Annotated in this window: 28 protein-coding genes, 1 rRNA gene, 1 riboswitch and 1 other annotated feature; of the genes, 9 read left to right on the forward strand and 20 right to left on the reverse strand. The window is 40.3% G+C overall.

The window, feature by feature from the left end; all coding sequences use genetic code 11:
- Positions 1 to 87, reverse strand: a 16S ribosomal RNA gene (locus tag OMHG_RS00255); the annotation flags it as partial.
- Positions 88 to 548: 461 nt separating this feature from the next.
- Positions 549 to 854 carry a rhodanese-like domain-containing protein gene (locus OMHG_RS00260; RefSeq protein WP_044476658.1) on the reverse strand — a complete coding sequence of 102 codons (306 nt, stop codon included), beginning with the start codon at positions 852 to 854 and terminating at the stop codon, positions 549 to 551.
- 129 nt (positions 855 to 983) lie between these two features.
- On the opposite strand from OMHG_RS00260, the gene OMHG_RS00265 reads away from it, so the two are divergent.
- Positions 984 to 1,715: a hypothetical protein gene (locus OMHG_RS00265; protein WP_010647233.1), complete on the forward strand. Its 732-nt coding sequence runs from the start codon at positions 984 to 986 to the stop codon at positions 1,713 to 1,715.
- An 89-nt stretch (positions 1,716 to 1,804) separates the two neighbouring features.
- Here OMHG_RS00265 and leuS read toward each other — a convergent pair whose 3' ends face one another.
- Positions 1,805 to 4,219 carry a leucine--tRNA ligase gene (leuS, locus tag OMHG_RS00270; RefSeq protein WP_010647236.1) on the reverse strand — a complete coding sequence of 805 codons (2,415 nt, stop codon included), beginning with the start codon at positions 4,217 to 4,219 and terminating at the stop codon, positions 1,805 to 1,807.
- 273 nt (positions 4,220 to 4,492) lie between these two features.
- Positions 4,493 to 4,711: a binding site (T-box leader), on the reverse strand.
- A gap of 193 nt (positions 4,712 to 4,904) precedes the next feature.
- Here leuS and mnmM point away from each other — a divergent pair.
- Positions 4,905 to 5,462, forward strand: coding sequence for a tRNA 5-(aminomethyl)-2-thiouridylate-methyltransferase MnmM (mnmM, locus tag OMHG_RS00275; RefSeq protein WP_010647239.1), 558 nt, complete (start codon positions 4,905 to 4,907; stop codon positions 5,460 to 5,462).
- Between the two features lie 271 nt (positions 5,463 to 5,733).
- Here mnmM and OMHG_RS00280 read toward each other — a convergent pair whose 3' ends face one another.
- The 6 genes from OMHG_RS00280 to OMHG_RS00305 form a co-directional block, all read right to left on the reverse strand.
- On the reverse strand, positions 5,734 to 6,303 hold the full coding sequence (locus OMHG_RS00280) for a GNAT family N-acetyltransferase (RefSeq protein ID WP_010647241.1): 570 nt from the start codon (positions 6,301 to 6,303) through the stop codon (positions 5,734 to 5,736).
- 116 nt (positions 6,304 to 6,419) lie between these two features.
- The gene (locus OMHG_RS00285) at positions 6,420 to 6,818 is read right to left on the reverse strand and encodes a VOC family protein (RefSeq protein WP_010647243.1); all 399 of its coding nucleotides are present in this window, start codon (positions 6,816 to 6,818) and stop codon (positions 6,420 to 6,422) included.
- A 40-nt stretch (positions 6,819 to 6,858) separates the two neighbouring features.
- Positions 6,859 to 7,236, reverse strand: coding sequence for a diguanylate cyclase (locus OMHG_RS00290; RefSeq protein WP_147628982.1), 378 nt, complete (start codon positions 7,234 to 7,236; stop codon positions 6,859 to 6,861).
- Positions 7,237 to 7,309: 73 nt separating this feature from the next.
- Positions 7,310 to 7,507 carry a hypothetical protein gene (locus OMHG_RS00295; RefSeq protein ID WP_010647248.1) on the reverse strand — a complete coding sequence of 66 codons (198 nt, stop codon included), beginning with the start codon at positions 7,505 to 7,507 and terminating at the stop codon, positions 7,310 to 7,312.
- A 31-nt stretch (positions 7,508 to 7,538) separates the two neighbouring features.
- Positions 7,539 to 7,877: a DnaJ family domain-containing protein gene (locus OMHG_RS00300; RefSeq protein ID WP_010647250.1), complete on the reverse strand. Its 339-nt coding sequence runs from the start codon at positions 7,875 to 7,877 to the stop codon at positions 7,539 to 7,541.
- A 23-nt stretch (positions 7,878 to 7,900) separates the two neighbouring features.
- Positions 7,901 to 8,296 carry a VOC family protein gene (locus OMHG_RS00305; RefSeq protein ID WP_010647251.1) on the reverse strand — a complete coding sequence of 132 codons (396 nt, stop codon included), beginning with the start codon at positions 8,294 to 8,296 and terminating at the stop codon, positions 7,901 to 7,903.
- Between the two features lie 45 nt (positions 8,297 to 8,341).
- Here OMHG_RS00305 and OMHG_RS18140 point away from each other — a divergent pair, with 45 nt between their 5' ends.
- Positions 8,342 to 8,641 carry a hypothetical protein gene (locus OMHG_RS18140; protein ID WP_147628983.1) on the forward strand — a complete coding sequence of 100 codons (300 nt, stop codon included), beginning with the start codon at positions 8,342 to 8,344 and terminating at the stop codon, positions 8,639 to 8,641.
- 119 nt (positions 8,642 to 8,760) lie between these two features.
- On the opposite strand, the gene OMHG_RS00310 is transcribed toward OMHG_RS18140, so the two are convergent.
- Together OMHG_RS00310 and OMHG_RS00315 are read right to left on the reverse strand one after the other, a co-directional pair.
- Positions 8,761 to 9,183 carry a DUF1801 domain-containing protein gene (locus tag OMHG_RS00310; RefSeq protein ID WP_010647252.1) on the reverse strand — a complete coding sequence of 141 codons (423 nt, stop codon included), beginning with the start codon at positions 9,181 to 9,183 and terminating at the stop codon, positions 8,761 to 8,763.
- Between the two features lie 13 nt (positions 9,184 to 9,196).
- Positions 9,197 to 10,258 carry a tetraprenyl-beta-curcumene synthase family protein gene (locus tag OMHG_RS00315; RefSeq protein ID WP_010647254.1) on the reverse strand — a complete coding sequence of 354 codons (1,062 nt, stop codon included), beginning with the start codon at positions 10,256 to 10,258 and terminating at the stop codon, positions 9,197 to 9,199.
- 120 nt (positions 10,259 to 10,378) lie between these two features.
- Between OMHG_RS00315 and OMHG_RS00320 the strand changes: the two genes are divergently transcribed.
- Positions 10,379 to 10,900 carry a gamma carbonic anhydrase gene (locus OMHG_RS00320; RefSeq protein ID WP_010647256.1) on the forward strand — a complete coding sequence of 174 codons (522 nt, stop codon included), beginning with the start codon at positions 10,379 to 10,381 and terminating at the stop codon, positions 10,898 to 10,900.
- A 100-nt stretch (positions 10,901 to 11,000) separates the two neighbouring features.
- Here OMHG_RS00320 and OMHG_RS00325 read toward each other — a convergent pair whose 3' ends face one another.
- The 4 genes from OMHG_RS00325 to OMHG_RS00340 form a co-directional block, all read right to left on the reverse strand.
- On the reverse strand, positions 11,001 to 11,351 hold the full coding sequence (locus tag OMHG_RS00325) for a VOC family protein (protein WP_010647257.1): 351 nt from the start codon (positions 11,349 to 11,351) through the stop codon (positions 11,001 to 11,003).
- A gap of 51 nt (positions 11,352 to 11,402) precedes the next feature.
- Positions 11,403 to 11,843: a DUF4181 domain-containing protein gene (locus tag OMHG_RS00330; protein ID WP_010647258.1), complete on the reverse strand. Its 441-nt coding sequence runs from the start codon at positions 11,841 to 11,843 to the stop codon at positions 11,403 to 11,405.
- Positions 11,844 to 11,994: 151 nt separating this feature from the next.
- Positions 11,995 to 12,471, reverse strand: coding sequence for a hypothetical protein (locus tag OMHG_RS00335; RefSeq protein ID WP_010647259.1), 477 nt, complete (start codon positions 12,469 to 12,471; stop codon positions 11,995 to 11,997).
- The gene (locus OMHG_RS00340; RefSeq protein WP_010647261.1) at positions 12,455 to 12,982 is read right to left on the reverse strand and encodes a sigma-70 family RNA polymerase sigma factor; all 528 of its coding nucleotides are present in this window, start codon (positions 12,980 to 12,982) and stop codon (positions 12,455 to 12,457) included. Before OMHG_RS00340 ends, OMHG_RS00335 begins: the two co-directional genes overlap by 17 nt.
- 306 nt (positions 12,983 to 13,288) lie before the next feature.
- Here OMHG_RS00340 and OMHG_RS00345 point away from each other — a divergent pair, with 306 nt between their 5' ends.
- The gene (locus OMHG_RS00345) at positions 13,289 to 14,563 is read left to right on the forward strand and encodes a helix-turn-helix transcriptional regulator (RefSeq protein WP_010647263.1); all 1,275 of its coding nucleotides are present in this window, start codon (positions 13,289 to 13,291) and stop codon (positions 14,561 to 14,563) included.
- A 220-nt stretch (positions 14,564 to 14,783) separates the two neighbouring features.
- Here OMHG_RS00345 and metK read toward each other — a convergent pair whose 3' ends face one another.
- Complete coding sequence (gene metK / locus OMHG_RS00350; protein ID WP_010647265.1) at positions 14,784 to 15,980, reverse strand: methionine adenosyltransferase; 1,197 nt, start codon at positions 15,978 to 15,980, stop codon at positions 14,784 to 14,786.
- 177 nt (positions 15,981 to 16,157) lie between these two features.
- Positions 16,158 to 16,264: riboswitch (SAM riboswitch) on the reverse strand.
- Between the two features lie 194 nt (positions 16,265 to 16,458).
- Here metK and pckA point away from each other — a divergent pair.
- The 4 genes from pckA (at position 16,459) to OMHG_RS00370 (ending at position 21,033) form a co-directional block, all read left to right on the forward strand.
- Positions 16,459 to 18,045 (forward strand): phosphoenolpyruvate carboxykinase (ATP), encoded by a 1,587-nt coding sequence (gene pckA, locus OMHG_RS00355; RefSeq protein ID WP_010647269.1) that lies wholly within the window; start codon positions 16,459 to 16,461, stop codon positions 18,043 to 18,045.
- Positions 18,046 to 18,435: 390 nt separating this feature from the next.
- Positions 18,436 to 19,428, forward strand: a complete 993-nt coding sequence (locus OMHG_RS00360; protein ID WP_010647271.1) for an ABC transporter substrate-binding protein — start codon at positions 18,436 to 18,438, stop codon at positions 19,426 to 19,428.
- A gap of 14 nt (positions 19,429 to 19,442) precedes the next feature.
- Entirely contained in the window at positions 19,443 to 20,240 is a 798-nt protein-coding gene (locus OMHG_RS00365; RefSeq protein WP_010647274.1) for an ABC transporter ATP-binding protein, read from the forward strand.
- Positions 20,233 to 21,033, forward strand: coding sequence for an ABC transporter permease (locus OMHG_RS00370; protein ID WP_010647277.1), 801 nt, complete (start codon positions 20,233 to 20,235; stop codon positions 21,031 to 21,033). Before OMHG_RS00365 ends, OMHG_RS00370 begins: the two co-directional genes overlap by 8 nt.
- A gap of 160 nt (positions 21,034 to 21,193) precedes the next feature.
- Here OMHG_RS00370 and ytkD read toward each other — a convergent pair whose 3' ends face one another.
- The 4 genes from ytkD to OMHG_RS00390 all read right to left on the reverse strand — a co-directional run bounded on the left by ytkD (position 21,194) and on the right by OMHG_RS00390 (position 24,319).
- Positions 21,194 to 21,670: an RNA deprotection pyrophosphohydrolase gene (ytkD, locus tag OMHG_RS00375; protein ID WP_044476661.1), complete on the reverse strand. Its 477-nt coding sequence runs from the start codon at positions 21,668 to 21,670 to the stop codon at positions 21,194 to 21,196.
- A 57-nt stretch (positions 21,671 to 21,727) separates the two neighbouring features.
- Positions 21,728 to 22,279 (reverse strand): hypothetical protein, encoded by a 552-nt coding sequence (locus OMHG_RS00380; RefSeq protein ID WP_010647281.1) that lies wholly within the window; start codon positions 22,277 to 22,279, stop codon positions 21,728 to 21,730.
- 95 nt (positions 22,280 to 22,374) lie between these two features.
- Positions 22,375 to 22,713 carry a hypothetical protein gene (locus OMHG_RS00385; RefSeq protein WP_010647283.1) on the reverse strand — a complete coding sequence of 113 codons (339 nt, stop codon included), beginning with the start codon at positions 22,711 to 22,713 and terminating at the stop codon, positions 22,375 to 22,377.
- Positions 22,714 to 22,882: 169 nt separating this feature from the next.
- Complete coding sequence (locus OMHG_RS00390) at positions 22,883 to 24,319, reverse strand: o-succinylbenzoate--CoA ligase (RefSeq protein WP_010647284.1); 1,437 nt, start codon at positions 24,317 to 24,319, stop codon at positions 22,883 to 22,885.
- Positions 24,320 to 24,498: the final 179 nt, after the last annotated feature.

Genomic DNA, 24,498 nt, shown 5'->3' on the forward strand with positions numbered 1-24,498 from the left:
GGGATCTGCTTGCTTCCCGCGCTCGACTTGCATGTATTAGGCACGCCGCCAGCGTTCGTCCTGAGCCAAGATCAAACTCTCCATAAAAGTGTTTGAATAGAATCGACACCGGTCAATTCCATTTGTGTTCTTAGCTTCTTGCTTTCTCAATAAGTGAAACTTAATGAGTTATTTCAAAAAGAAAACGAGTTTCTTTTTGGTTGACATACTGGTTGTTTTGTTCAGTTTTCAAAGAGCAAATTTGTTAGCTGTTTAAAAACAGCAACTTAATTATCATACCACATTTTGAAAATGATTGTCAACAATTAATTTCACTTGCATTTTTACTTGTTGAATTCATTCGCTTACTGTGGGTATCCATTATAGCATCTATTATCAAAGCCTGTCAACAACAAATTGAAATTGTCGAATAAAAGTGAAATGCCATGTTAAGCCGCTCAATATCCGCCTTAACAGCAAAATTTATATTACACTTATTTCAAATTAAAAGCAACCATAAATCTATTAAGGTTATTTCCATTTTTTCCAGAAATAACCTTAATTATGGACTAGATGTCCGTATCGCCTTCCCAGTTCAGCATGCCGCCTTTCATATTCAGGACCTTGAATCCTTGTTCATCCATAAACATAGAGGCTTTCATACTTCTTGCACCGGATCGGCATACCATTATATATTCTTTATCTTTATCCAGTTCTGAAACAGCTTCTGGGATATTTCCTAATTTAATATGTTTGGCTTGCTTGATTTTTCCCTGTGCAACTTCCTCATCTTCCCTCACATCAATAACCACTATATTCTTCTGATTCATCATTTGTTCCACTTCATTTGGCGATATTTCTTTAATTTCAGCCATTTTATTCATCCTTTCTGCGCTGTGCTCTCCTTAATTTTACGGAGTTTATGCATAGGATGCAAACCGTAAGCACAATCTAACCTCTATAAAAACGATGTATAACCCTCGTACATCTATAGGAGTGATCCCATGAAATACTTATTTCTACTATTTATGGTTATCCCAACCCACACTTTTGCTGCAGAAGCCCCTGATGCAACTCTAATTGAAACCTATCAGGCAGATGTAACGGGAGATGGAGAAAATGAAACAATTCAATTAAAAGGAAAGCTTTTCTCACCAGATGCGAGTTATTATCAAGACATTTGGGCGGAAGTAACATCAAGTCATGATGATTCCTGGAGAATCAATTATGGCGGCGGATATGAACCAAAGCTGGAATTTATTGATCTGAACCATGATGGCATAATGGATATTTTTTACCAAAGTCCTACTGGTGGAAGTGGCGGATTATACACTTCAAATTTGCATACATTAGCTGGTGGCAAGTCAATCGAAATTGAGTTACCGGAACAAGCTTATATAACAGGTAGGTTTGAAGATGATTTTCTTGTCACTATTGAGATAATTCCTGATGGGAAGCCAATTGTAATGGATGTTGAGGATAGGAAGGAAGATTATATCCGTCTTGGGATTTATGATGAGAAAGGGAAGCTGCTTCAACCGACTCCCCTGATGATTGACCCGATTGCATTTTATGAGCCTGTATTGATTAGTAAATCTAAGGGGGCAGGGTTAAAAAGCTATCAACAGATCAGCGGGGCTTACCACGCAGATCAGCTTGGTACCGTTGAAACTCTTTGGTATTATGAAAATGGAAAGTGGATTATCCTGCAGACAGAGTGGGTACCAGCAGGGTAACTTTCTATATAGACTAATCTTCCCTCACGAACATAAGAATCAAAAAAGATCTCCTCCTAATTATTTGGAAGAGATCTTTTTGTTATTGATTAATTTGCAACGAAGTTAACAAGCTTTCCAGGGACAACTATCACTTTACGGATTGTTTTACCTTCCAGCCATTTTTTCATACCTTCATCAGCCTGTGCTGCCTTTTCCAAATCTTCTTTTGAAATGTCAGCAGGCACACTGATTTTGGAGCGTACTTTACCCATCACTTGAAGAACCACTTCCACTTCATCCTCAACCAATTTCGATTCATCATAGACAGGCCATGCTGCATAGGTGATTGACTCTGTATGACCAAGCTTTTCCCAGAGTTCTTCAGCAACGTGCGGCGCCACTGGAGAAAGGAGTTTTACAAAGCCTTCCACATAATTTTTCGGAATACGATTTGCTTTATAACCTTCATTAATGAAGACCATCATTTGGGAAATCCCTGTATTGAAATGAAGATTTTCAAAGTCTTCGGTTACCTTTTTCACTGTTTCATTATATACCTTATCCATGTCAGCCGCTTCATTTTCTACAACTTTTTCAGAAAGTCTACCGTCTTCTTCAATGAATAATCTCCATGTACGGTCAAGGAACCTGCGGGCACCGTCAAGCCCATTTGTTGACCATGCAACAGACGCATCGAGCGGCCCCATAAACATTTCGTATAGACGCAATGTATCTGCACCATGGGAAACAACAATATCATCTGGATTAACGACATTCCCTTTGGATTTGCTCATTTTTTCATTGCCTTCACCTAGAATCATTCCCTGATTGAACAGTTTCTGGAAGGGCTCTTTAGTAGAAACCACACCAATATCATAAAGGAATTTATGCCAAAAGCGCGCATACAGCAGGTGAAGGACGGCATGTTCCGCTCCGCCAATATATATATCAATTGGCAACCACTCTTTTAATGCTTCCGGATCTGCAAGCTGTTCGGTATTGTCCGGATCAATATAACGCAGGAAGTACCAGCAGCTGCCTGCCCATTGCGGCATGGTATTCGTTTCACGCCGGCCCTTCATTCCTGTTTTGGGATCTACTACATTTACCCAATCACTGTTGTTGGCAAGCGGGGATTCCCCTGTACCGGATGGCTTTATCTCTGACATAAATGGCAGTTCCAAAGGAAGCTCTTCTTCTGGGACTGTCGTCATGGATCCATCTTCCCAATGAATAATTGGAATTGGTTCCCCCCAATAGCGTTGTCTTGCAAATAGCCAATCGCGCAGACGGTAGGTTATTTTCTTTTCCCCTTTTCCTTCTGAAACGAGCCAGTCAATCATTTTAGAGATAGCCTCATCCTTACCAAGGCCGTTCAGGAATTCCGAATTCACATGTTCGCCATCTCCTGTGTATGCTTCTTTTGTTATATCTCCACCTGCGACCACTTCTTTTATAGGCAGATCAAATTTTTTCGCAAATTCGAAATCGCGTTCGTCATGAGCCGGTACTGCCATTATCGCTCCTGTTCCATAGCTCATAAGGACATAGTCAGCTGCCCAGATAGGCATCTTTTCATTTGTGACTGGATTGATTGCATATGCACCAGTGAAAATACCTGTTTTATCTTTCGCCAGATCCGTACGTTCCAGATCAGATTTTGTTTCCACTTCATTCAGATAGGCATCAACTGCATCTTTTTGTTCTGCAGTTGTTATCTTCTTAACGAATGGATGCTCGGGAGCAAGTACTGCGTATGTCGCACCAAATAATGTATCCGGACGTGTGGTGAAGACGGTAAAATCTTCGTCATGCCCATCAATAGTAAACGTTACTTCGGCACCTTCTGAACGGCCGATCCAATTGCGCTGCATTTCTTTCAGGCTGTCCGGCCAATCCAATTCATCCAGATCCTCCAGCAAACGGTCTGCATAAGCAGTGATTTTAAGCATCCATTGCTTCATTGGTTTGCGAATAACCGGATGTCCGCCGCGCTCACTCTTTCCATCGATTACTTCTTCATTCGCCAAAACGGTACCAAGCGCCGGACACCAGTTAACAGCAACTTCATCAATATAGGCAAGCCCTTTTTCATATAACTTGATGAAAATCCACTGAGTCCATTTATAATAGTTTGGATCCGTTGTATTTAACTCTCTATCCCAATCATAGGAAAATCCAAGTTCCTGAATTTGCCGTTTAAAGGTCGCAACATTCTTTGCCGTGAACTCCACGGGGCTATTTCCAGTATCGATGGCATATTGTTCCGCTGGAAGTCCAAATGCATCCCAACCAATCGGATGCAGTACTTCATATCCCTGCATTCGTTTCATTCGCGAAAGAATATCTGTAGCCGTATAGCCTTCTGGATGTCCGACATGCAATCCCACTCCAGACGGATATGGAAACATATCCAATGCGTAAAATTTATCTTTGTCAGAGAAAGTATCCGTTTTAAAGGTTTTATTCTCAAGCCAGTGCTGCTGCCATTTTTTCTCAATTTGCTGATGGTTAAAACTCATCTGATTTTCCCTTCCTTTCACTGTTCAACTCTTTTTGCTACATCGTTCGATTGCAAGTAAATGCTCTGAAAAGCTCCTGCTTTCACCAGATAATGAATCCAATTTGTTTCCAGTTATCTGTGTTGTTTAGAACACTAACCAAATAACATATAATCAACTTCTGCAGCCGATAATCCTGCTGCAAGCAGCTTAGTCTCACCCAGCGATATCATTATCGGCCCCACAATCGAGCCATTATCACTATTACTGCATAAAAAAAGCCACTCATCCCTATATAGGGACGAGAAGCTTTGTTTCCCGCGGTACCACCCAAATTAACGCAAAAGATTGCGTTCGCTTGTAATCCTTAACGCGGATGAAACGGCAGAAGCTACTTCTTTCGCTTTGCAACATTAAAGGTGAGTTCATAATTTTTTCCAACAGCAGTTTCCACCAGACACTGCCTCTCTATGCTTGAAAAAAGTTATTACTAGTCCTTATCAGAGTCGTTGAATTATTTAATCGAATTATAATGAAAACATGCGCCAATGTCAAGATGAGGTATTACTGCTATATTATGCACGAAGCTATTGTCTGCAACAACTATTATTGATTAATTTACCAATAAATATACATTTTATGGAAAAGGATTTCGTGATATTATAGTAGAAAGCAGTAAATTTATAATGAAGGAAAGTGCTTCGGTATGCTAAAAGGAATCCTGAACTATGCACATTACTTACTTGAAGGATCAGTTGAAAATGGTGAAAAGGTAGTTGACGCAACCTGCGGGAACGGAAATGATACCCTCTTTTTGAGCAGGGTTGTTGGCGAGAATGGCCATGTTTATGCATTTGATATTCAAGAACAGGCAATTGCCAACACGAGAAAAAAACTGATAAGCAATGAGAAAACAAATGTTTCGCTCATCCATGACAGCCACGAAAATATCTCTGACTATATTAAAAACCAGGAAATCGGCGGCGCAATCTTCAATTTAGGCTACCTGCCCAATAGTGACAAAACCGTCATCACGAAAGGTGGCTCAACGGTGACAGCTGTTGATAAGATTCTTAGCCTATTAAAAAAAGACGGATTGATTGTTCTTGTTGTATATCATGGACATGCTGGCGGAAAAGATGAAAAAGAATCTTTATTAAGATACCTGCTCCAACTCGATCAAAAAAAATATACTGTCTTACGCTATGGATTCATCAACCAAAAAAACGACCCGCCATTCATCCTCGCCATCCAAAAAAGATAAAGGTGCCTGTCACTTCCCGAATTTTGTCGAATGTATGTCCAGCTGGTTATTCGGGTACTTCGGGACTGGTGACGTCCAGGTTCCTCCATACGATAAGCATTTCCGGGTTCTGAATCCCAGTGCTCCCATTAATCCGACTGGTTCTTGCAGCCCCTTCCCTTCTCTTTACTTTCTCTCTTTACTTCTTCTGCGGCTGGCTTTTCCACTCATGTTGTACGCCCCGCCAGTTACAGCTCTCAGTTCTTTGTAAGTAACGGATTAGAAAGAAAGTCTAATCCGCTCTCTCCTCTGGCTGATTCCGATAAAAAATCAGCAGATCCGTCCATTTGCCGTCTTCATAGGAAAATTCATTTCTTGTACATTCATAAATAAACCCAGTGCTTTCTGCCAATCTGATAGAGGGTTCGTTATCTAAATTGATATGTAATTCGATTCTGTGGTAGTTTAATTGCTTGAAGAATAATTGCAGAGCAGCAAGCACACCTTCCTTTCCATAACCTTTTTTCCAGAACTGGTTATGGATATAGTACCCCATCATAGCCCAATGATAATCCTTTCGAAGGATCGTGTTTATTTCGATGTTGCCTAAATTCACACCATCTTCTTTTCGAAAAACCCCAAATATATAAAACTGATCACGTTCTGCCGCTTCGTATAGACCCCTAATCCAATGAATAAACCATTTTTCCGTAAACCTGGACATATCGTAATGTCCTTCATCATACTTGTGTTTGGATGGCAAACGGTTATCGAATTGTGTATACCAATTCCAATAATCTTCCTTTATATACGGACGGATAATCAGCCTGTCAGTTTCACAGAATAGGCCTGGTTCTTTCATTAGAATCACCGCTTTGAATTATTTTTTCATTCGGTAAACCTCATACCAATAACGAAAATGACATTCTCTCTGGAGCTTAGGTTAGAAAAAGCAACAGTAGCCAGCTTGTCATCTGTTTATTCCCAATAGCAAACCTGCAGTTTGTTGCCATCCGGATCGTAGAAATCAAAGAATGTATTCTGTCCGTCAAATTGTTTAGAACTAAGCTCAACTCCCTCTCTCTTAAGGACATTGTAAAGTTCATCAATATGTTGTGAAAAAAATATCGGATATGCCTGTTTATCATTTCCTTTCCTATCTGCCTGTTCAAGCGTTAAAGGAATTCCATTCTCACCGGCCTTCAGGATTCGGTAATCCCCTCCATTAAAGGATTCACTAAATCTCAGTTTATCCCGATACCAAATACTTGATGCCTCTAAGTCACTAACCGTAAGGCATATTGTATCAATTCGATCTATCAATCCCACAATGCAGCACCTCGCTCCCTTATACTTATTCAAATCTTCTATTCTCACAAAACCTGCCTTCTTTACACTAGCTGGCTTCCAGTCCCGTTTAGCGCATTTTCTCCAATATCCTATAATCTCGTGTTTTTGAAATTGGCAAATCTTTTGATTCTGCAAACTCCATTAAATGATCGTAGGCAGCCTTTGGTGTGAAACCTCTAATATGAAGGTTCATTCCCTTTTCCAATTGGACAACAGCGGCCTTTGTGCTCCAATTCACACGTTTAAAATGGATTTTCTTAATCTGTCCTGCACTTATTTCCTTTGCATAGACTGGAAAACGCATTAGAAGTACTTCATAACGCAATGTGTCTCGACCTATCGTTAGACGAAAACCAATAAAAAGTGCAACAAATAAAATGAACATTATCAGAACAGATGCCAGAAGAAATCCTGATATCTCTATAGGTTTAGACAGTAAATTCAAAAAATTTAAAACGAACAGGAATAAAATTGCACTTTTAGATTCTCGGGCATAGTAGCTATACATAACTCTCTCCTTACTCTACTATTATTCTTGCTTCTCTAAAATATTTACTTTTTTGTTTTTGAACCTTCAGGATTTCCTTTAGCGTTACACTAATATTCGTGAGACTGATTAATATGATACCGAGCATTATAAACGTTACAATTTCTCCCGTAAAAAAAGATAGTGTTCCGAGGGCAATGAAATACAAAGTATATAGCAAATTGTTCATTTTTAGCATCTCTCTCCTATTTAAAAATCTATTACCAAATCTTTTTCGCCCTTTCCATTTCTTCCAGCTTTACAGGAAGCTTCTGCATGGTAGGCGGACATGCACGATTATATTCTTTTATCTTTTTGTTGATTTTGCTAATGTCTTTTTCCGTTGCTGCTTCATGCACAAGAACTGCTATTTCCTTTTGCAGTTTCAGCCAATACGGCAGATAACCAGCATCCTTGGCTATTTTCTGGAAGTTTTGAAACACATCCCTTTCCATGTAGTCTTTTGGCAACGGTTTTCCTTTCCCTTTCAATTTAAAATTATCTTTTTCCCCTGATGCTTTCAGAATATCTCCAATCAGATCATTGTGTTGTTCATCCATACTGATTCCTCCATATAAATGAATTATGGTGCAACTAATTCCACTTTTATTCTGTCTGGATCTTCAAAATAAACCGCATAATGACTCGGTCCGCCTGCATAGGGATGCAAATCTTCATATAATATGCATAACCCCATCTCCTTCAGTTGCCTGGTGATGGCATCAACGTGGTGTCGTGAATCAGCATGGAACGCTAGATGATTAAGCCCAACCTGTTTTCGGTGATAGGACTTCTCCAGATAATTATCCTCCGTCTGAACAAAAACAATATAGCTGTCATCCAATTTCCAGCTTCTCCCCTTTTCCCACTCTTGGTACGACTGGTAGCCTAACTCCTCCAAGAACCAGCCCCAAAAGATGCTCGACTTATGTAAATTGGAAACATAAATTTCTATATGATGTATATGCCCCTTTGACATTAAATTCCCCCCATAATGAATTAAATTTCAACTCAAATATACTCCATGACAGCTCTAGGATGGCGGGACGATACGCTGCTCTTGATTATTCCGCGCTCTCCGCGTTTTTTCCGCGCTTCTCTCGATTATTCCGCGCTTCTACCGGGTTTTCCGCGCTCTCTTCGTTTATTCCGCGTTTCTCTCGATTATTCCGCGCTCTCTTCGTTTATTCCGCGCTTCTCCCGTTATTTCCGCGCTTTTCTCCGTTTTTCCGCGCTTATCTTAATTATTCCGCGCTTCTCTCGTTATTTCCGCGCTTCTCTCGATTATTCCGCGCTCTCCACGTTTATTCCGCGCTTTTCTTGATTATTCCGCGCTTTTTTCCGGTTTTTCCGCGCCCCACACGATTATTCAGCGCTTCTACCGGTTTTTCCGCGCTAACCACACTTTTCCCCGCACCTCGCGTCTTTCGCGTCCTCTCTTTATTAGTTGGAGGGATATTTCTTCTGTAAAAATTCGATTGACTGTTTGATTAATGCTCTTAAAATATCCTCGTTGATATCTGAGATTTTATTAATATAGATGCATGCTTTGCCGGCAGTATGTTTTCCGAAATCCTTAAGCAGTGCTTCTCGATGAGTATCGCCAGTAGCAAAATACAGGCTGTGCTTTGTTTTTCTTGGGGAAAATCCTACTAGGGGTGCATCACCTTCATGACCGGATTCATATTTATAATGATAGGAGCCAAAACCAATTATGCTCGGTCCCCACATTTTTCCCTGGTATCCAGTAGTTTCCGTAAAGATATCAAGGAGCTTATAGGCATCTTCGCGTTTCTTGGGATGATCGACTGATTCTATAAATTCCATAACACTGCCGCTGGTTTCTTTTGTTTTTAATTCATACATTGTTTTTCACTCCCTAACTTTCCATTCTGTAATAAAATTTTATCGTGAAATTAATGAATTTCGATGTGGCGCCGCTTGCTTTCATCAATGATTTGCACATATCCTCTGAACCTTCAATTCCGGCTACCTTCTCATCGGCCAAATAAAGACCAATCAGCCCTTGCTGGATCATTTCATGGAATTTCCGGTCCGGTAAGTTTCTGCTATGTTTTTTGGATTGCCGGATGAAGTAAATCAAACGCTTTTTCATATGATTGTTATCCATATAGAAGCTGCAGAAATTCAGGTCTCCCTCCTCCATGTCCTCCTGCTGATCAATATAATAATCAAGCAAGATATGCAAGCCATGCATATAAGGGAAATAGCCACTATAGATATTTTGTGCGTTATTGCTGTCAATCTTCCCGCCAAGCATATAGGAGACGAGACAGAAAATGCCTAAAGTGGATCCCGCAGCAGCAGAGAATTCATACCAGGAGAGGTCGGACGCTTTCTCCCCATTCTCCTCATACCAACCGGTCAATCGTGGTATCCGTTCTTCTATCTTCACATGCTTATGTACCTGAAGATCTGCATACAGTCCCTCCAGCTGCCAAACCTGCTGTTCAATATACCTATATTCCTCCTGATTTTTCAGGACTCCCTGACAGGCAGCCACAAGTTCTGCAAGATATCCGCCGTCATCCTGTTCCTCACGAAGCCGGTAATAATTTATTATTTCATTTTCAGGAGTTAGAGCATCCTTCAATGCCTGATGCAATAGTCTAAAATCATCTGGATTAAGCGATGTACTTCGATCACAAAGATTATCCAGATAGTCACAAATTGTCTGGTAAGCTACGATAAATGTGATTGCTTCTCTATCCTTTGCTTCAGCGATCAATGCATAGATTCCTCCTCCTTTGCAATGGAAGCCTTTGGAATCAATACTTGAAGTTGCCTGCGTCCGTAATTCCACATTTGGAATCTGTTCTGCACGGCTCCTCCAATAATCAATCTCCTTATCCACCATCGGAATTATTTTCTGAAAGGCAGATCGTAGTAATAATATAGTGTTTCCTGGTACCCGGGACACAGTTTTTCCTCCATTCACCTTCGTTATTTTCTCGTTCGTTATTTCCAATGGAAATTTGCTATACTAAGTATAGCATCATAACTATCTCGAAAATACAAATACGAGCAGGAGGGGATACTCATGATTGACCACTATATGGATGTATATCCGAAAATTCATAAAACAGCATTTGTTGCAAAGGATGCGGTAATCAATGGGGATGTAACGATAGGAGAACAATCAAGCATTTGGTTCAAAACTGTCATTCGCGGGGATGTTGCACCCACACGTATTGGCAAAAGAGTCAGCATTCAGGATTTGTCAATGCTGCATCAAAGTCCAAATAAGCCGCTCATCATAGAAGACGATGTGACAGTCGGGCACCAGGCGACCCTTCACTCATCCATCATTCGAAAAAAAGCCCTGGTCGGAATGGGTTCCATTATTCTGGATGGGGCTGAAGTTGGCGAAAGTGCTTTTATCGGAGCAGGGAGTCTTGTCCCGCCAGGAAAAAAGATTCCTCCACATACATTGGTAATGGGAAGACCTGCCAAAGTTGTACGTGAACTTACTAAGGATGACTATGCAGAAATGGAAAGAGTCAGAAAATCCTATGTGGAAAAAGGACAGTATTATAAGGAACATACGGATATGGGCCTATAGCTGTTTTCACCTTGGTTTTTCACTAATGCGCTTGTTATTCAAGCGTTTTTTCTTTGTTCAAAATAGGAAGCTGCTTTCTATTAGAAGTCCCTGCCTATTGTCAGCACTTACAGACCATTAAGACATTCCCATCCGGATCTTTGAAATTAAACCAATGGCCATGCTCTATTGAGCTAATCAGTTCGACATCCTTGCTTTTCATATATTCATAAGCTTTATGTATATCTTTTGTATTGAAGTGAAATGCAGGCTTTATGAAGATGCTGTCTTCCGAATATAATTTACTGTCTAAAACAATCCCCGTACCGTTCATAGGGATTACAAATAGATGGCCGAACTGAACCTCTTCTTCTGTTGTCAATCCGAGAATATCACAGTACCAATCACGCGCTCTGCCAATATTGCTTACCGGAATAAAGACAGTGCCAACCTCATTTAGAATCGGGCTCATCATGATTACCTCCAATTAACCTGGTTACCTATGATACTATACAAAAAGATACTATACAAAAAGTCCAAGAAAATCTGACTTTATAATAACGATTACCATCGCGGTCATAAATATTATATTGCAGAGTGTCAATATATAATCATTTTGATCCTTCCTGTATTTCCATTCCATATACGCACGAAGCAATTCACCAGCAGCTGTGAAAAGCATCGAAACAAAAAATAAGAGCTGGGAAGCTTCTGAATAATGGAATCTGGAATAGTCAAATAGAAAAACTGATAATATGATGAAGAAAAATACGGAACCAATACGGATAGTACGATCATATCGTTTATGTGCATCATTTATATAATCAATTGAAAAGATTTTCTTACGTTTTACGTTTAGCAGCTTTCTCATAATCCAGCTGAAACTAAAAAAGAGTGATAAGATGATCACTAAAAAAATAGTCAGGTTGGAAAAGAATTGAGAATTTGCCCCAAAATAGTACACATTCTCCCCCCTCTCATCTTACAAAGCAGGATTTTTTACTAACAGCATTGTTTTGCCGCCCAATATTTTTCACTTTGCCTGAGCGAACAATTCAGCTTCCAAATAAAGTGAAACCGAGTCACTTACCTTTAAATCTCTGCCTGCTCATATATCAGGACTCTCCAATTACAATTTCTACATGAAAGCTCTCAATTCCTTTATTCTGTAGAAAAGTTTCCGTTATTTTCTTTACTCCATGCTGTACGTTCTCGAAATACCCTTTTGGACCGCCAATAGATATTGTAAATAGGGAATCTTCTATATGAATATCCATGACATCGGTATTATAGTTATGATTATGCAGCTCTTTATAGATCAACTCTTCCAAAGGGTTCCGATCAAATATGCTGGCAGCTATCGGATTATCAGAAACAAACAACAAAAGTCCTGGAGACAGATAGGCTGCCGTTCCCAGGCAGATACTAACGAAGGCTACTGCTGCTAATCCAATAGATATGATTTTCCCTTTCGCAATATTTTTCCTATTTGACACTTCCCGCTCAGCCTTTTTCATACCTAGCTTAATCTGATTATGTAAATCGTTTGGAATTTCGATTTTATTTATAAGGTCCTTAATCATATTGTCCATATAAATCCGCCCCTTCAGCTTGTTTCCTAAGCTTAATCAACGCACGGTAATAGACGGATTTTACTGTTCCATGCGGCATCTCGATCAGATTGGAGATTTCCCGGAAATTGTAGCCGGAATAAAATTTCAGGATGATAATTGTCTTTTCGTTCTCATGCAAATTATTCATCAATTCATGGATCGTCATATTCAGCGGAATGTCGTCATCAACATAGGAAATATCCTGAATTTGTTCTGGCTCGACATATGTTAATTTCTTTTGCCTCCGTAATAAATCCATCGCACAATTGATGGTGATGCGGGTTATCCAAGTTTTAAAAAACTCGGGATTTCTCAAGGAATGGAGGTTTTTTAAGGAGCGATATGCTGTCTCCTGCATTACATCCAATGCGTCATCTTTATTTTTTACATACACATAGGCTATGCGATACATCCTGTTTTCATAGGACTGAAATAACTTTAAAAATGCCTCCCCGCTTCCCCCTTGAGCCTGTCGCACCAATTCAATCATTGTTCCACCTTCTTCATCAAACCCGTCAAACTAAAGACGGTTGATTTTTCTTTTCGGATTATTTTTTAAATCAATCGATTATTTTTTTAAATCATATCATAGAGGCTTTCTGGGTTATTTTAAAAATAGATTCATTTCCGTTTTAAAAAAGACAAATTTCCGGAGAAAGATGTCGTTTTATGGAAATTTTTCCATTAGATATTACAAAGACACTTAAATTTTTCAGTAAAAAAGCGAAACTTGAAAAATGAATTGTATTGGTAAAATTTACTATTTATTCCTATAATAGGTCTAAGGGGGTATATAATGAGCAGGGAAATGGATATCGGACAAAAAATAAGACATCATCGACGCAGAATGAAAATGACACAATCGGAGCTTTCAAATGGAATAATATCTACATCTTATTTGTCTAAAATTGAAAATGGGGTCATTGAACCTCCCAATGATGTTCTGGAGCTCTTAAGTTCACGCTTGAACATTAAACCAAAAACCCTGAAAGATACGGATCATGACCTGTACCATACCTGGTTCCAAATTCTCTTTAAAGGGGAAAAGGAAGAGGCAATCAGTCTATTTAAACAAATTGATACTAGATTGGATGTACTGATAAGCGCAACATTAAGCAACTTAGTAGAAATACATAAACTGAGATACTTCCGGCTTGTCGCAGAAAAAGAGAAGGCAAAGGAACAATATGATTATCTTGAAAGGGTATCCAGTAAATTCAATGATAAAGAGAAATACTACTGGTTAAAGTTCAAAGGGGATTATCATTACAATAAGCTTAGCTATAACAAAGCACTTCTTTATTTCCAGCAAGCCGAAGAATTTACCAACACAGACTTATTTAATCAACAGGATGAGTTAAGCGATCTTTACTTTCGGATTGCATCATCAGCAAGCAAACTAAGGAATACCCATATTGCCTTACTGTATTCGAATAAAGCGCTTGAATACTTCCGGGACTCCTATCAATTAAAAAATTGCATAAAGTGCCATGTGCTGATAGGAATATCCTATCGGCGGATGGGGTATTTAAACAAATCCTATGATAGCCATCAATTGGCTGCCAAGATTGCAAAAATGCAAAATGATATTGATGCCCTTGCAGTTTGCTATCAAAACCTTGGAAATCTATATTCCTTGTGGGAGGACAGCAGTCAGGCAATCAGGAATTATACTAAAAGCTTTGAGCTCCGTACTGACAATGCAAACATCCTAAAGTTAATTCCGATAACCAGTATCATGAAGGAATACTATAATCATGGCGACTTGGAAAACGCTGAAAAGTGGCTCAATGAGGGACTAAGCCTTACGGAGAATTTGAATCCGACAGACTCTGTCTATGTATATAAATTGAGAGTCTATAGCCATTTGATCAAGGGAATCAATGGCTCATTCGAAAAACTGATTACAAAAGAAGTTGTTCCTTTTCTTGATGATAGACAACTGTATTATGAAAAATTTACATATTTGAAGATGCTTGCAGATTACTATTTTTCAGATAAGAAATATAAAAAGGCGGCAGTATATTATAGCGAAGCCAATACAGCATTGATGAATGTCAATAAGGAATAGCTATTTTAAGTTTATGCAGTATAGTTGACTAACCACGCAGCTGTCGGATCAGCACATCTCTCTATTATACTGTGCTTACGCTCTTCCTCAAGACAAGGAAGGCCGTGGCTGGCAAAAATAGCGGAAACATCTTTCTGAGCTTCTGCCTATAGTTTCACTGCAGCAAAAAAGCTGTACAGACTCCTTCTCGGTGTCTGTACAGCTTTCAATCTTAGTTTACTTATTTTGTCATCGCAATCAGTTCATCGACTTTGTCAATTTTTTCCCATGGGAACAGGATATCCGTTCTTCCGAAGTGTCCATATGCAGCAGTGTCCTTGAATATCGGTTTACGAAGGTCAAGCATACGGATGATTCCAGCTGGACGAAGGTCGAATAATTTACGTACCGCTTCAACGAGAGTCTCTTCACTCACTTTACCTGTATCAAATGTATTAATCGCAATGGAAACAGGTTCTGCTACCCCGATTGCATAAGCAAGCTGGACTTCACATGATTTTGCAAGGCCTGCAGCTACAATATTTTTGGCAACATAGCGTGCAGCGTAGGCAGCGGAACGATCTACTTTGGTAGCGTCCTTCCCGCTGAATGCTCCCCCACCATGACGGGCATAGCCACCATACGTATCGACGATAATCTTGCGTCCTGTCAATCCCACATCCCCCTGTGGTCCGCCAATTACAAAGCGACCGGTAGGATTGATGAAATATTTTGTTGCATCATCAAGCAATTCTTGCGGAACGACCGCACGGATAACATGCTCAATCAGATCTCTTTCAATTTGTTCATTGGTCACTTCCGGATGATGCTGGGTCGAAATGACAATCGTATCGATACGAACAGGATTATCATTTTCATCATACTCTACGGTAACCTGTGTTTTGCCATCCGGACGAAGATAATCCAGAATTTCTTCTTGGCGGACATCCGCAAGACGTTTAGATAGTTTATGGGAGAGTGAAATGGGAAGCGGCATATATTCTTTGGTTTCATCACAAGCAAATCCAAACATTAATCCCTGATCCCCTGCACCGATAGCATCGATTTCATCATCGCTCATTTTCCCCTGACGTGCTTCAAGCGCTGTATCCACACCACCTGCAATATCAGCAGATTGCTCATCAATTGCAGTCAGGACTGCACATGTTTCATAATCAAAACCATATTTAGCGCGTGTATAGCCTATTCCTTTTACCGTTTCGCGAACGATTGCCGGTATATCGACATATGTGCTTGTAGATATTTCTCCTGCCACCAATACGAGCCCGGTAGTAACGGTTGTTTCACAAGCGACTCTTGCATTTGGATCCTTCTTTAAAATTTCATCCAGAACGGCATCGGATATCTGATCTGCCATCTTATCCGGATGTCCCTCTGTAACGGATTCTGATGTAAATAAACGACGATTTGCAGCCATTTGGCTAAACTCTCCTTTGTTATGTGTTACGGAACTCCATTCAATTTTACTTCTATTAATATTCAAAGTACCTTCAAAAGGTAAAACAATTTTCTAAGGTGGCCAGTTTTATTATCCCTAAAAAACAAAAAAAGCCTTTCCTGCAAAGCATGAGGAAAGGAACTACCTGGCCTTTCGCTCTTATTGTTCAAGGAATCATCCTTGCATCAGGTTAGCACCTTTTCACCGAAGTGATGGTTGCTGGGTTTCATCGGGTCTGTCCCTCCACCAACTCTGAATAAGAGAGTATCCGTTCAAATTTTAGATTAACGAAACAGCCCGCCCCTGTCAACTGTTTTTAACGTTCGCTATGAGCTTCATATATTTTCTAAAAATTTATTCATGTAATAGTGTGGACTATTAAATCTAATGTGTTATACTAATAACCAACTTAAGATATACGCGTTATAATACCTTGATAAAGGCAGGAGATTACTATATGAAAACCGTGGAAAAATCATTAGTAAAAGAGCTTTATTCCCATCCAAACATCCATGAAAATTTACCAGTGGCACAGCTGGTTGAAAAGATTTTAAGCACTAATGAAGGGAGATTAACATCCACTGGTGCAGTTCAGGCCGTCACTGGTAAATATACCGGCCGCTCCCCAGAAGATAAATTCATTGTAAAGGACGAAGTTAGTGAGAATCTTATTGACTGGGGAAAGATAAACAGACCAATTCAGGAAGAAATATTTGATAATCTATATAGAAAAGTGATCGACTATCTAAATGAAAAGGATCAGATTTACCAATTTAAAGGATTTGCTGGTGCAGACGAAACGTACCGCCTGCCAATTCAAGTAATCAATGAGTATGCATGGCATAATCTATTTTCAAGGCAGTTATTCATTACACCAACGGAATCAGAATTAAAGAACCATCAAGCTGAATTTACGGTTATTTCTGCTCCGGGCTTTAAAGCAGAACCAGATGTAGATGGAACGAACTCAGAGACATTTATACTCGTTTCCTTCAAGAAACGTGTTGTATTAATCGGTGGTACAGAATATGCTGGTGAAATCAAAAAATCAATTTTTTCTGTTATGAACTATCTTCTTCCACAGCGTGATGTACTTTCCATGCATTGTTCTGCTAATGTCGGGGCAGAAGGTGATGTAGCATTGTTCTTTGGGCTTTCCGGTACGGGAAAAACTACTTTGTCAGCAGACCCTTACCGTCGCCTGATCGGTGATGATGAACATGGGTGGAGTCCGAACGGTGTCTTCAATATAGAAGGCGGATGCTATGCAAAATGTATTAACTTAACAAAAGATAAAGAACCACAAATCTTCAATGCAATCCGGTATGGTTCAGTACTGGAAAACGTTATTTTGGATGAAAGAACACGGATTGCAAACTATGAAGATACTTCTTTAACAGAAAATACCCGTGCTGCATATCCACTTGAAAATATTGATAATATCGTTTCACCAAGTGTGGCCGGACATCCGAACACAATCATCTTCCTTACAGCAGATGCGTCCGGTACATTGCCGCCAATCAGCAAATTGACGAAGGAACAGGCAATGTATCACTTCCTAAGTGGCTATACAAGTAAACTGGCAGGGACAGAGCGTGGTGTAACCGAGCCGCAAGCAACATTTTCTGCTTGCTTTGGTTCCCCGTTCCTGCCGCTTGCACCATCCAAATATGCAGAAATGCTTGGCGATAAAATTGATTTGTATAAGTCCAATGTCTTTTTAGTTAACACTGGATGGACCGGGGGCTCTTATGGTATCGGTAATCGGATGAAGCTTTCCTATACAAGGGCAATGGTACATTCTGCATTGGAAGGCGAACTGAATGCTGTAGAAACCATCAAGGATGAAATTTTTGGACTGGAGATTCCGATGCATGTGCCTGGTGTACCGGATGAAGTCCTGGTACCGAAATATACATGGGAAGACAAAGCTGCCTATCAGCTGGCTGCCCAATCACTTGCACTTAAGTTCCATGAGAACTTCGCTAAATTCAAACTGGCAAGTAATGAAATCAAGCAAGCAGGACCTTTATTTAAAGGTTAAACACACGTTTCCTCATCCCAAAAGGATTTAATATTTATATGAGTGAAAATTAAATCGGCCCATGTGCTGATAACCGGTCTCTGGATAGAGATCGGTTTTTTTTAGATTTCCGCAGAATCGCCTATCGGGGCTTAGCATCTTCGCTCTTTCCCGCAGGAATTGGGTTCCATTCGTGGAGCTTGAAGAGCCCGCCAAGGAAAGCTACTGCCCGGAACGGAAATCGGCAGTTGTTCCTGCTTCTCAGTTTCCATATAATCATCAGCAATCTTTTAGAAAACAGCCTTAAATATAGATGATGACCAATGACAGCAAATGGGCATTCACACATTTTTTGCACCCTGCATAAACTGTGTTAATCAATTATCACATTTTTTGAAAGGAACGAAACGTATGAGAAAAGTTAAATTCATTACTGTTTTATCAGTTGTTTTCCTCATTTTCCTTTCGGCTTGTAATGCTACTGGAACAACTAAAATAAGTCTGGCAGAGGTTACACGCTCCCTCTTTTATACACCACAATATGTAGCACTTGAAAAAGGATTTTTTGAAGAAGAAGGCCTTGAGGTTGATTTGCAGACGACATGGGGAGGAGATACGACAATGACAGCACTTCTTTCCGGAGGAGCAGATATTGCGCTTGTCGGATCAGAGACTTCCATTTACGTGTACGCCCAGGACTCAAAGGATTATGCTATTAATTTTGCCCAATTGACTCAGACGGATGGGACATTCCTGCTCGCAAGGGAACAAAATTCTGCATTTGCATGGGAAGACCTGAAAGGCAGCAGCTTTTTAGGGCAGCGAGTTGGAGGGATGCCGCAAATGGTTGGAGAGTTTGTACTTAAACAGCATGGTATCGATCCACATGCAGACTTGGATTTAGTTCAGAACATCGACTTTGCTAATATTCCTGGGGCATTTGCTTCCGGAGATTACGAATATGTTCAGCTGTTTGAACCGACTGCAAGTATTTTTGAAAAAGAAGGTCAAGGACATATCGTGGCCTCCTTTGGTGAAGAATCCGGCAAAGTTCCCTACACCGTTTTCATGACGAAGCAAAGCTTTATGGAAGAGAACGATGAGGCAGTTGCAGCCTTTACACGGGCAATCTACAAAGCCCAGCAATGGGTAGAGGAAAATAGTGCGGAGGAAATCGCCAAGGTAATCGAGCCATACTTTGAAGATACAGATTTGGATATACTTGCATCATCAATCGATCGCTATAAAAGCCAGGGGTCATTTGCCACCGATCCGATTCTCGATGAAGAAGAATGGAATAACCTCAAGGATATCATGGATGAGGCTGGAGAATTGCCCGCAGATGCACCTTATGAAGATTTGGTAAATACGGAATACGCAGAAGATGTCATTTCGGATAACTAAAAGGAGGTAATCTTGTGTCATTCTTGACCCTGGACCATGTCTCCCATCATTATTTTTCAAAAAACGGTTATACAAAGGCAGTAAATAATATTACATTATCCATTAAAGAAGGGGAATTTGTCGCGCTTCTGGGACCAAGCGGCTGCGGAAAGTCAACGCTCCTTTCCATCGTTGCTGGCATCATTCGCCAGACGGAAGGAAATGTCTTTCTGCAAGGGAAAAAAATTGACGAATCGGAAATGGAAATCGGCTATATGCTACAGCAGGATTACCTATTTCCTTGGAAGACTATCCTCGATAATGTCTTAATTGGTCCGAAATTAAATAATAAGATAACGAAAGAACTAAAAGAAAGGGCCATTGATTTGCTAGCGGAAGTCGGATTAAGCGATGTAGCAGAAAAATATCCAAATGAACTCTCCGGCGGTATGCGTCAGCGGGCAGCCTTGGTCCGGACACTCATTAACAATCCGAAAATCCTACTGCTGGATGAACCATTCTCTGCACTGGATTATCAAACGAAGCTGAATCTGGAGGATTTGGTGGCTAATCTGCTGGAAAGCTATCACAAGACTGCAATTCTGGTAACCCATGATATTGGGGAAGCAATCGCGATGAGTGATCGAATATTTATGATGGATGCTAATCCAGGTTCCATAGCAAAAATCTATGAAGTGCCATTAGAACTGCGGGACGAAGAGCCTTTTCTGGTAAGACGCCATCCGAAATATCAGCTCTTATTTGAAAAGATCTGGAATGAACTGGAAGCCCGCGAATCAGGAAAAAAGGCGGTGGAAATCCCAAATGAATGATCGCCAATTATTTGAAAAATATTTGAAGGGATTGAAAAAGGAGAAAAAAATTGTCCTTACCTGGCAGCTGAGTATCCTGATTGTGTTCTTTGTGCTTTGGGAAACTGCAAGCCGCTTGTACTGGATTGATCCACTGCTCTTCAGCTCCCCGAGTAAAGTTTTCAATCTGATTGTAACACGATTTGCAAATGGATCCATCTTCACACATCTGCAGATTACACTTTTTGAAACCATTATCGGATTCATCATTGGAACGGTCGGCGGGATCATTATTGCTACCATGCTCTGGTCATCTGCTCGATTTTCCAAAATCATGGATCCTTACCTTGTCGTACTGAATGCCATGCCAAAGGTTGCCCTTGGACCAATTCTGATTGTCGCTCTCGGACCCGGTTACCTGTCCATTATTGCAATGGGGTTCATTATATCGGTAATCGTTACCACACTTGTCGTCTATTCGGCCTTCAATGAAGTGGATCCTAATTATGAAAAAGTACTGCAGAGTTTTGGAGCCAACCGTTGGCAATGCTTCCGGGAAGCAATTTTCCCCGCTGCCATGCCCGCTATGATCTCTACATTAAAAGTAAATGTTGGTTTATCATGGGTCGGGGTTATCGTAGGAGAGTATCTTGTTTCCAAGCAAGGACTTGGATATTTAATCATCTATGGTTTTCAGGTATTTGATTTCACCCTCGTTATGGCAAGCCTCGTCATAATCGCCATCCTAGCGGCAATCATGTATAAGCTTGTTGAAAAATTGGAACGCTGGCTTATCCGGAATAGAAACATATAGCCTGCTTCAATCAGGCTATATGTTTCTGTTTTTTTATGTAATTTAGTTTATGGCTTGGGATTTGCAGGTATGGGAGCACTGCTGGTCTAACTGCTGTTTGAGTTTTTTTGCCCAGCTTCCCAAGTCCCAGGGTCTTTCTACCAAACTGCAGCCTCTCCAGTTATAATTGAATATTATTCTTTTTTAAGAATTTCATGCAATTTTCCAGAACTCCATCCTTCATCACAAAGCTATATTTCTTGATATATTTGACCTTTCCGGGAATATAATTAAGCAGTATCGGCCCATCTGTTTCAAAATATGTTTCCTGCTCGGTTAGTTTATCTACCTTGGCATAGTATACATTTTTGACAACCGTAGCTTTTCTGCCTTCCACTAGATACTGCCCAATATAGTCGATTTGCTGGATCGTTCCGCCAGTTTCTTCCATTACTTCACGGATGGCAGCCTCTTTTGCTGTTTCTCCGGACTCAACTTTGCCTCCTGGGAATTCCAAGCCGCGTTCCTTATGTTTTGTCAAAAGCCACTTCCCCTTATGCCGGCAAATCACCCATACATGTCTTGGATCTTTTGAAAAGGGATGGTCATCAAAGGAGAGCCTCACTTCATTGTTGTAATAGTCTCTGAATGTTATCATTTAATTCAACTGCCTTTTGTGTTACCGATCCGCCCAGCACTTTAATGTTCGGAGAAATTACTTATATGTTATATTCGTAATTTTCCACTCGGTATCATAAGTGAATTCAAACTCCACTGTATAGTTGCCATCAAGATCTGTGTAATTATCCTGAACAACTTTTACGGTAGAATCGTTCACTTTTATCATATCATAATCATTTGTCTCAAGGAACCATGGCGGTGTTTCTGTCGGTAAGATATAGAGGCCGTCAGCTTCTTCCATGTAAAAGAAATCAACAAATTCCTGCGCGATCTCCTTTGTTGTCACTGTTGAGAATTCATTCAGCAATTCTTCTTTCGTATCAAAATTGTTTACTTTATAGTTCGAATCGATATCCTGTACAAGAATATCCATAAATTTATTTGTCAGCAAAGTGATATCCTCATGTGTTAATTGCGGCTTTTCGGACGCAGTTATATTTTCCTTTAGGAATGCAGATGATAATACTTTTGTATGGTCACTTGCGAGTACTGTCTCTTTCCCCATCGTGTTTCCAGATACAATTAACACAGCGATCATACCTAGCGTGATGATCCATTTTAACGTTCTATGCTGTCCTCTCCTCATTTTATTTACCCCCTGGTTAATGTTAAAAGTGTTCTGTAGTTATCTATTCCTTTTTTACCAGGAGGCTAAACACTTTTTAAACATTTTTTACCATATTATATTCCATCATTTTCCTGATTATGATTGTCCGGCAAAATCCCCATGGATTCGATGTGATTTTTTGTTTGTTCATCCCCAAGTGCATAGAGCATTTGGAATGCCTCATTCATATTGGCATCATAGTCATCATTGGGTTGATCGACATGGTAAGGGATAGCAAGAATATGGGATCTTACGAATGAATCGAAGCTTGCGCCATGCATATTCTCCATTTTGGCACGCAATAGGGCTATTTCCTCTGTACTGGCATAGACGACATAATCATCGTTATTTTGATATCGCATTTGCGAAATCTCTCCTGTACCAATATTGACGTAATATTTTTCTTTTTCCATTACAGCACCTCCTTCCCTTAATTTGGCTCATTTTAAAAAAATAACCGAAAAGAGCATCTGCCTTTTTTTTTGACAGATGCCCCTCAGTTCCTCTTCAATTAAAAACAGCTATTCTTCGTGTGCATTTTGTTCAAGAGATGATTATCTCCAACGCACTACACCAGGTTAGCTAAAGCAGCTTGTTCCGAACCAGTTTGTTCGATGCGTTTCTAGGAAGTTCCTTGACAAAGCGAATTTCCTTTGGAAGTTTATACTTTCCAAGCCGTTTACTGGCATATTCGATAATTTCATCGGGGCTTATATCCATATTTTTCACGACAAATGCAATGGGCACCTGCCCCCACTCTTCGTCCTTCTTTCCCGCCACTCCAACTTCGCGTATCTGATTCATGCCGCTAAGGACCGCCTCTATTTCAGAAGGATAAATATTCTCTCCGCCAGAGATAATCAAGTCCTTGCGCCGATCAACAACATATAAAAAACCGTCGGCATCAACGTAACCTAAATCTCCCGTAGCGAGCCAGCCGCCTGCAAAAGATTTTTCATTTGCAGCTTCATTTTTATAATAGCCTATTGTTACCATTGGACCCTTGACATGTATTTCCCCTACATGCTCATTGGGCAACTGTACGATTTTTAATTGTGCTGGAAATAACGGTTTTCCGGCAGAGCCGATTCTTTCCAAGGCATCCTTTGGACTGAGCGTGACGATTTGAGAAGCAGTTTCTGTCATGCCATAGGATTGAAATACAGGAATGCCTTTCTCCTTTGCCTTCTCTAATAATGGCTTCGGTGCCGGCCCCCCGCCAAGGAGCATGCATCTAAGCGATTTTGGATAGTATTGTTCATCCAATTGCTCCAACAGCCGCTGCAACATTACCGTCACAACGGAGGCAATCGTTATTTCCTTTTTCATGATTGCCTGATGGACGGCTTTTGCATCAAACTTTTGCAAAAGATAGACTGGCATACCATAGATAACGCTTTTAATGCATGCAGAAAGTCCACTCACATGAAAGACTGGTAAGGGGATAAGCCATTTATCATGTTGATGTATCCCAAGGTTCAAAGCGGAACCCGTTGCACTCCACCAATGATTGCCATAGGTATGAATCACACCTTTTGGATGCCCGGTTGTTCCCGAGGTATAGATGATGGTAAATATATCGCTTAAGTCCAGCTCTGCTTTTAGATTTGTTTCTGCTTCATCAGCTGCTTCCACTTCTGAAAATGAGGCAGTTTGCTTTACTTTAATCGATTCAGCACCATCTATTAAATCATCAGCAGTGAGCAATAATGCAACCTCTGCATCGATTATCTGGTAATTGAGTTCTTCAGCTGAAAGTCGTGTATTCAGCAGGACTGCAACCGCTCCAAGATAGCTAAGGGCATGGATAGCTACAATCATAGGTATCTGATTAGTCGATAGAATCCCAACATGATCGCCCTCTATCACTCCAAGCCGGGCCAGCCTACCCGCAAACCTCTCACTCTTCTCTCTTAACTGACCAAATGTAATGCAACTGCCATCAGCCAATTCAATCGCAATTGCATGTGGTGCCAAATCAGCCTGTTTCGTTAACCAATGTGGTATGATTTCTGCCATTATCATAATGCTCCTTATTTAATATGTATCCAATTAAAAGGGGGACTGTTGCCAATCTGGGTACTTCCTGTCAGTCTCCATCTGGCAATTCTATTTGCAGTGCCGCATGGTAGAGATCAGCATTTCTGTATATTCTTTATCTCACATTCAGTATCGCCTTTCCCTTTCCTGCTAAAATC

Origin of the sequence: Oceanobacillus massiliensis str. N'diop, assembly GCF_000285495.1 — a bacterium.
In the GTDB taxonomy this organism is placed as follows: domain Bacteria; phylum Bacillota; class Bacilli; order Bacillales; family Amphibacillaceae; genus Oceanobacillus; species Oceanobacillus massiliensis.

Coding starts and splice junctions, on each gene's coding strand:
- OMHG_RS00340 (WP_010647261.1), bottom strand. CDS start 12,982: ATGATTGAATTGGTGCGACAGGCTCAAGGGGGAAGCGGGGAGGCATTT.
- OMHG_RS00370 (WP_010647277.1), top strand. CDS start 20,233: ATGAATGATCGCCAATTATTTGAAAAATATTTGAAGGGATTGAAAAAG.
- OMHG_RS00300 (WP_010647250.1), bottom strand. CDS start 7,877: ATGGATGAACAACACAATGATCTGATTGGAGATATTCTGAAAGCATCA.
- OMHG_RS00390 (WP_010647284.1), bottom strand. CDS start 24,319: ATGGCAGAAATCATACCACATTGGTTAACGAAACAGGCTGATTTGGCA.
- OMHG_RS00310 (WP_010647252.1), bottom strand. CDS start 9,183: ATGTATGAATTAAAAACAAAAGAAACCAGCGGCAGTGTTATGGAATTT.
- OMHG_RS00295 (WP_010647248.1), bottom strand. CDS start 7,507: ATGAACAATTTGCTATATACTTTGTATTTCATTGCCCTCGGAACACTA.
- OMHG_RS18140 (WP_147628983.1), top strand. CDS start 8,342: ATGACAGCTCTAGGATGGCGGGACGATACGCTGCTCTTGATTATTCCG.
- OMHG_RS00265 (WP_010647233.1), top strand. CDS start 984: ATGAAATACTTATTTCTACTATTTATGGTTATCCCAACCCACACTTTT.
- OMHG_RS00305 (WP_010647251.1), bottom strand. CDS start 8,296: ATGTCAAAGGGGCATATACATCATATAGAAATTTATGTTTCCAATTTA.
- OMHG_RS00385 (WP_010647283.1), bottom strand. CDS start 22,713: ATGGAAAAAGAAAAATATTACGTCAATATTGGTACAGGAGAGATTTCG.
- OMHG_RS00360 (WP_010647271.1), top strand. CDS start 18,436: ATGAGAAAAGTTAAATTCATTACTGTTTTATCAGTTGTTTTCCTCATT.
- OMHG_RS00325 (WP_010647257.1), bottom strand. CDS start 11,351: ATGAGCCCGATTCTAAATGAGGTTGGCACTGTCTTTATTCCGGTAAGC.
- OMHG_RS00345 (WP_010647263.1), top strand. CDS start 13,289: ATGAGCAGGGAAATGGATATCGGACAAAAAATAAGACATCATCGACGC.
- OMHG_RS00320 (WP_010647256.1), top strand. CDS start 10,379: ATGATTGACCACTATATGGATGTATATCCGAAAATTCATAAAACAGCA.
- ytkD (WP_044476661.1), bottom strand. CDS start 21,670: ATGATAACATTCAGAGACTATTACAACAATGAAGTGAGGCTCTCCTTT.
- metK (WP_010647265.1), bottom strand. CDS start 15,980: ATGGCTGCAAATCGTCGTTTATTTACATCAGAATCCGTTACAGAGGGA.
- OMHG_RS00280 (WP_010647241.1), bottom strand. CDS start 6,303: ATGAAAGAACCAGGCCTATTCTGTGAAACTGACAGGCTGATTATCCGT.
- OMHG_RS00380 (WP_010647281.1), bottom strand. CDS start 22,279: ATGAGGAGAGGACAGCATAGAACGTTAAAATGGATCATCACGCTAGGT.
- leuS (WP_010647236.1), bottom strand. CDS start 4,219: ATGAGTTTTAACCATCAGCAAATTGAGAAAAAATGGCAGCAGCACTGG.
- OMHG_RS00260 (WP_044476658.1), bottom strand. CDS start 854: ATGGCTGAAATTAAAGAAATATCGCCAAATGAAGTGGAACAAATGATG.
- mnmM (WP_010647239.1), top strand. CDS start 4,905: ATGCTAAAAGGAATCCTGAACTATGCACATTACTTACTTGAAGGATCA.
- OMHG_RS00335 (WP_010647259.1), bottom strand. CDS start 12,471: ATGGACAATATGATTAAGGACCTTATAAATAAAATCGAAATTCCAAAC.
- pckA (WP_010647269.1), top strand. CDS start 16,459: ATGAAAACCGTGGAAAAATCATTAGTAAAAGAGCTTTATTCCCATCCA.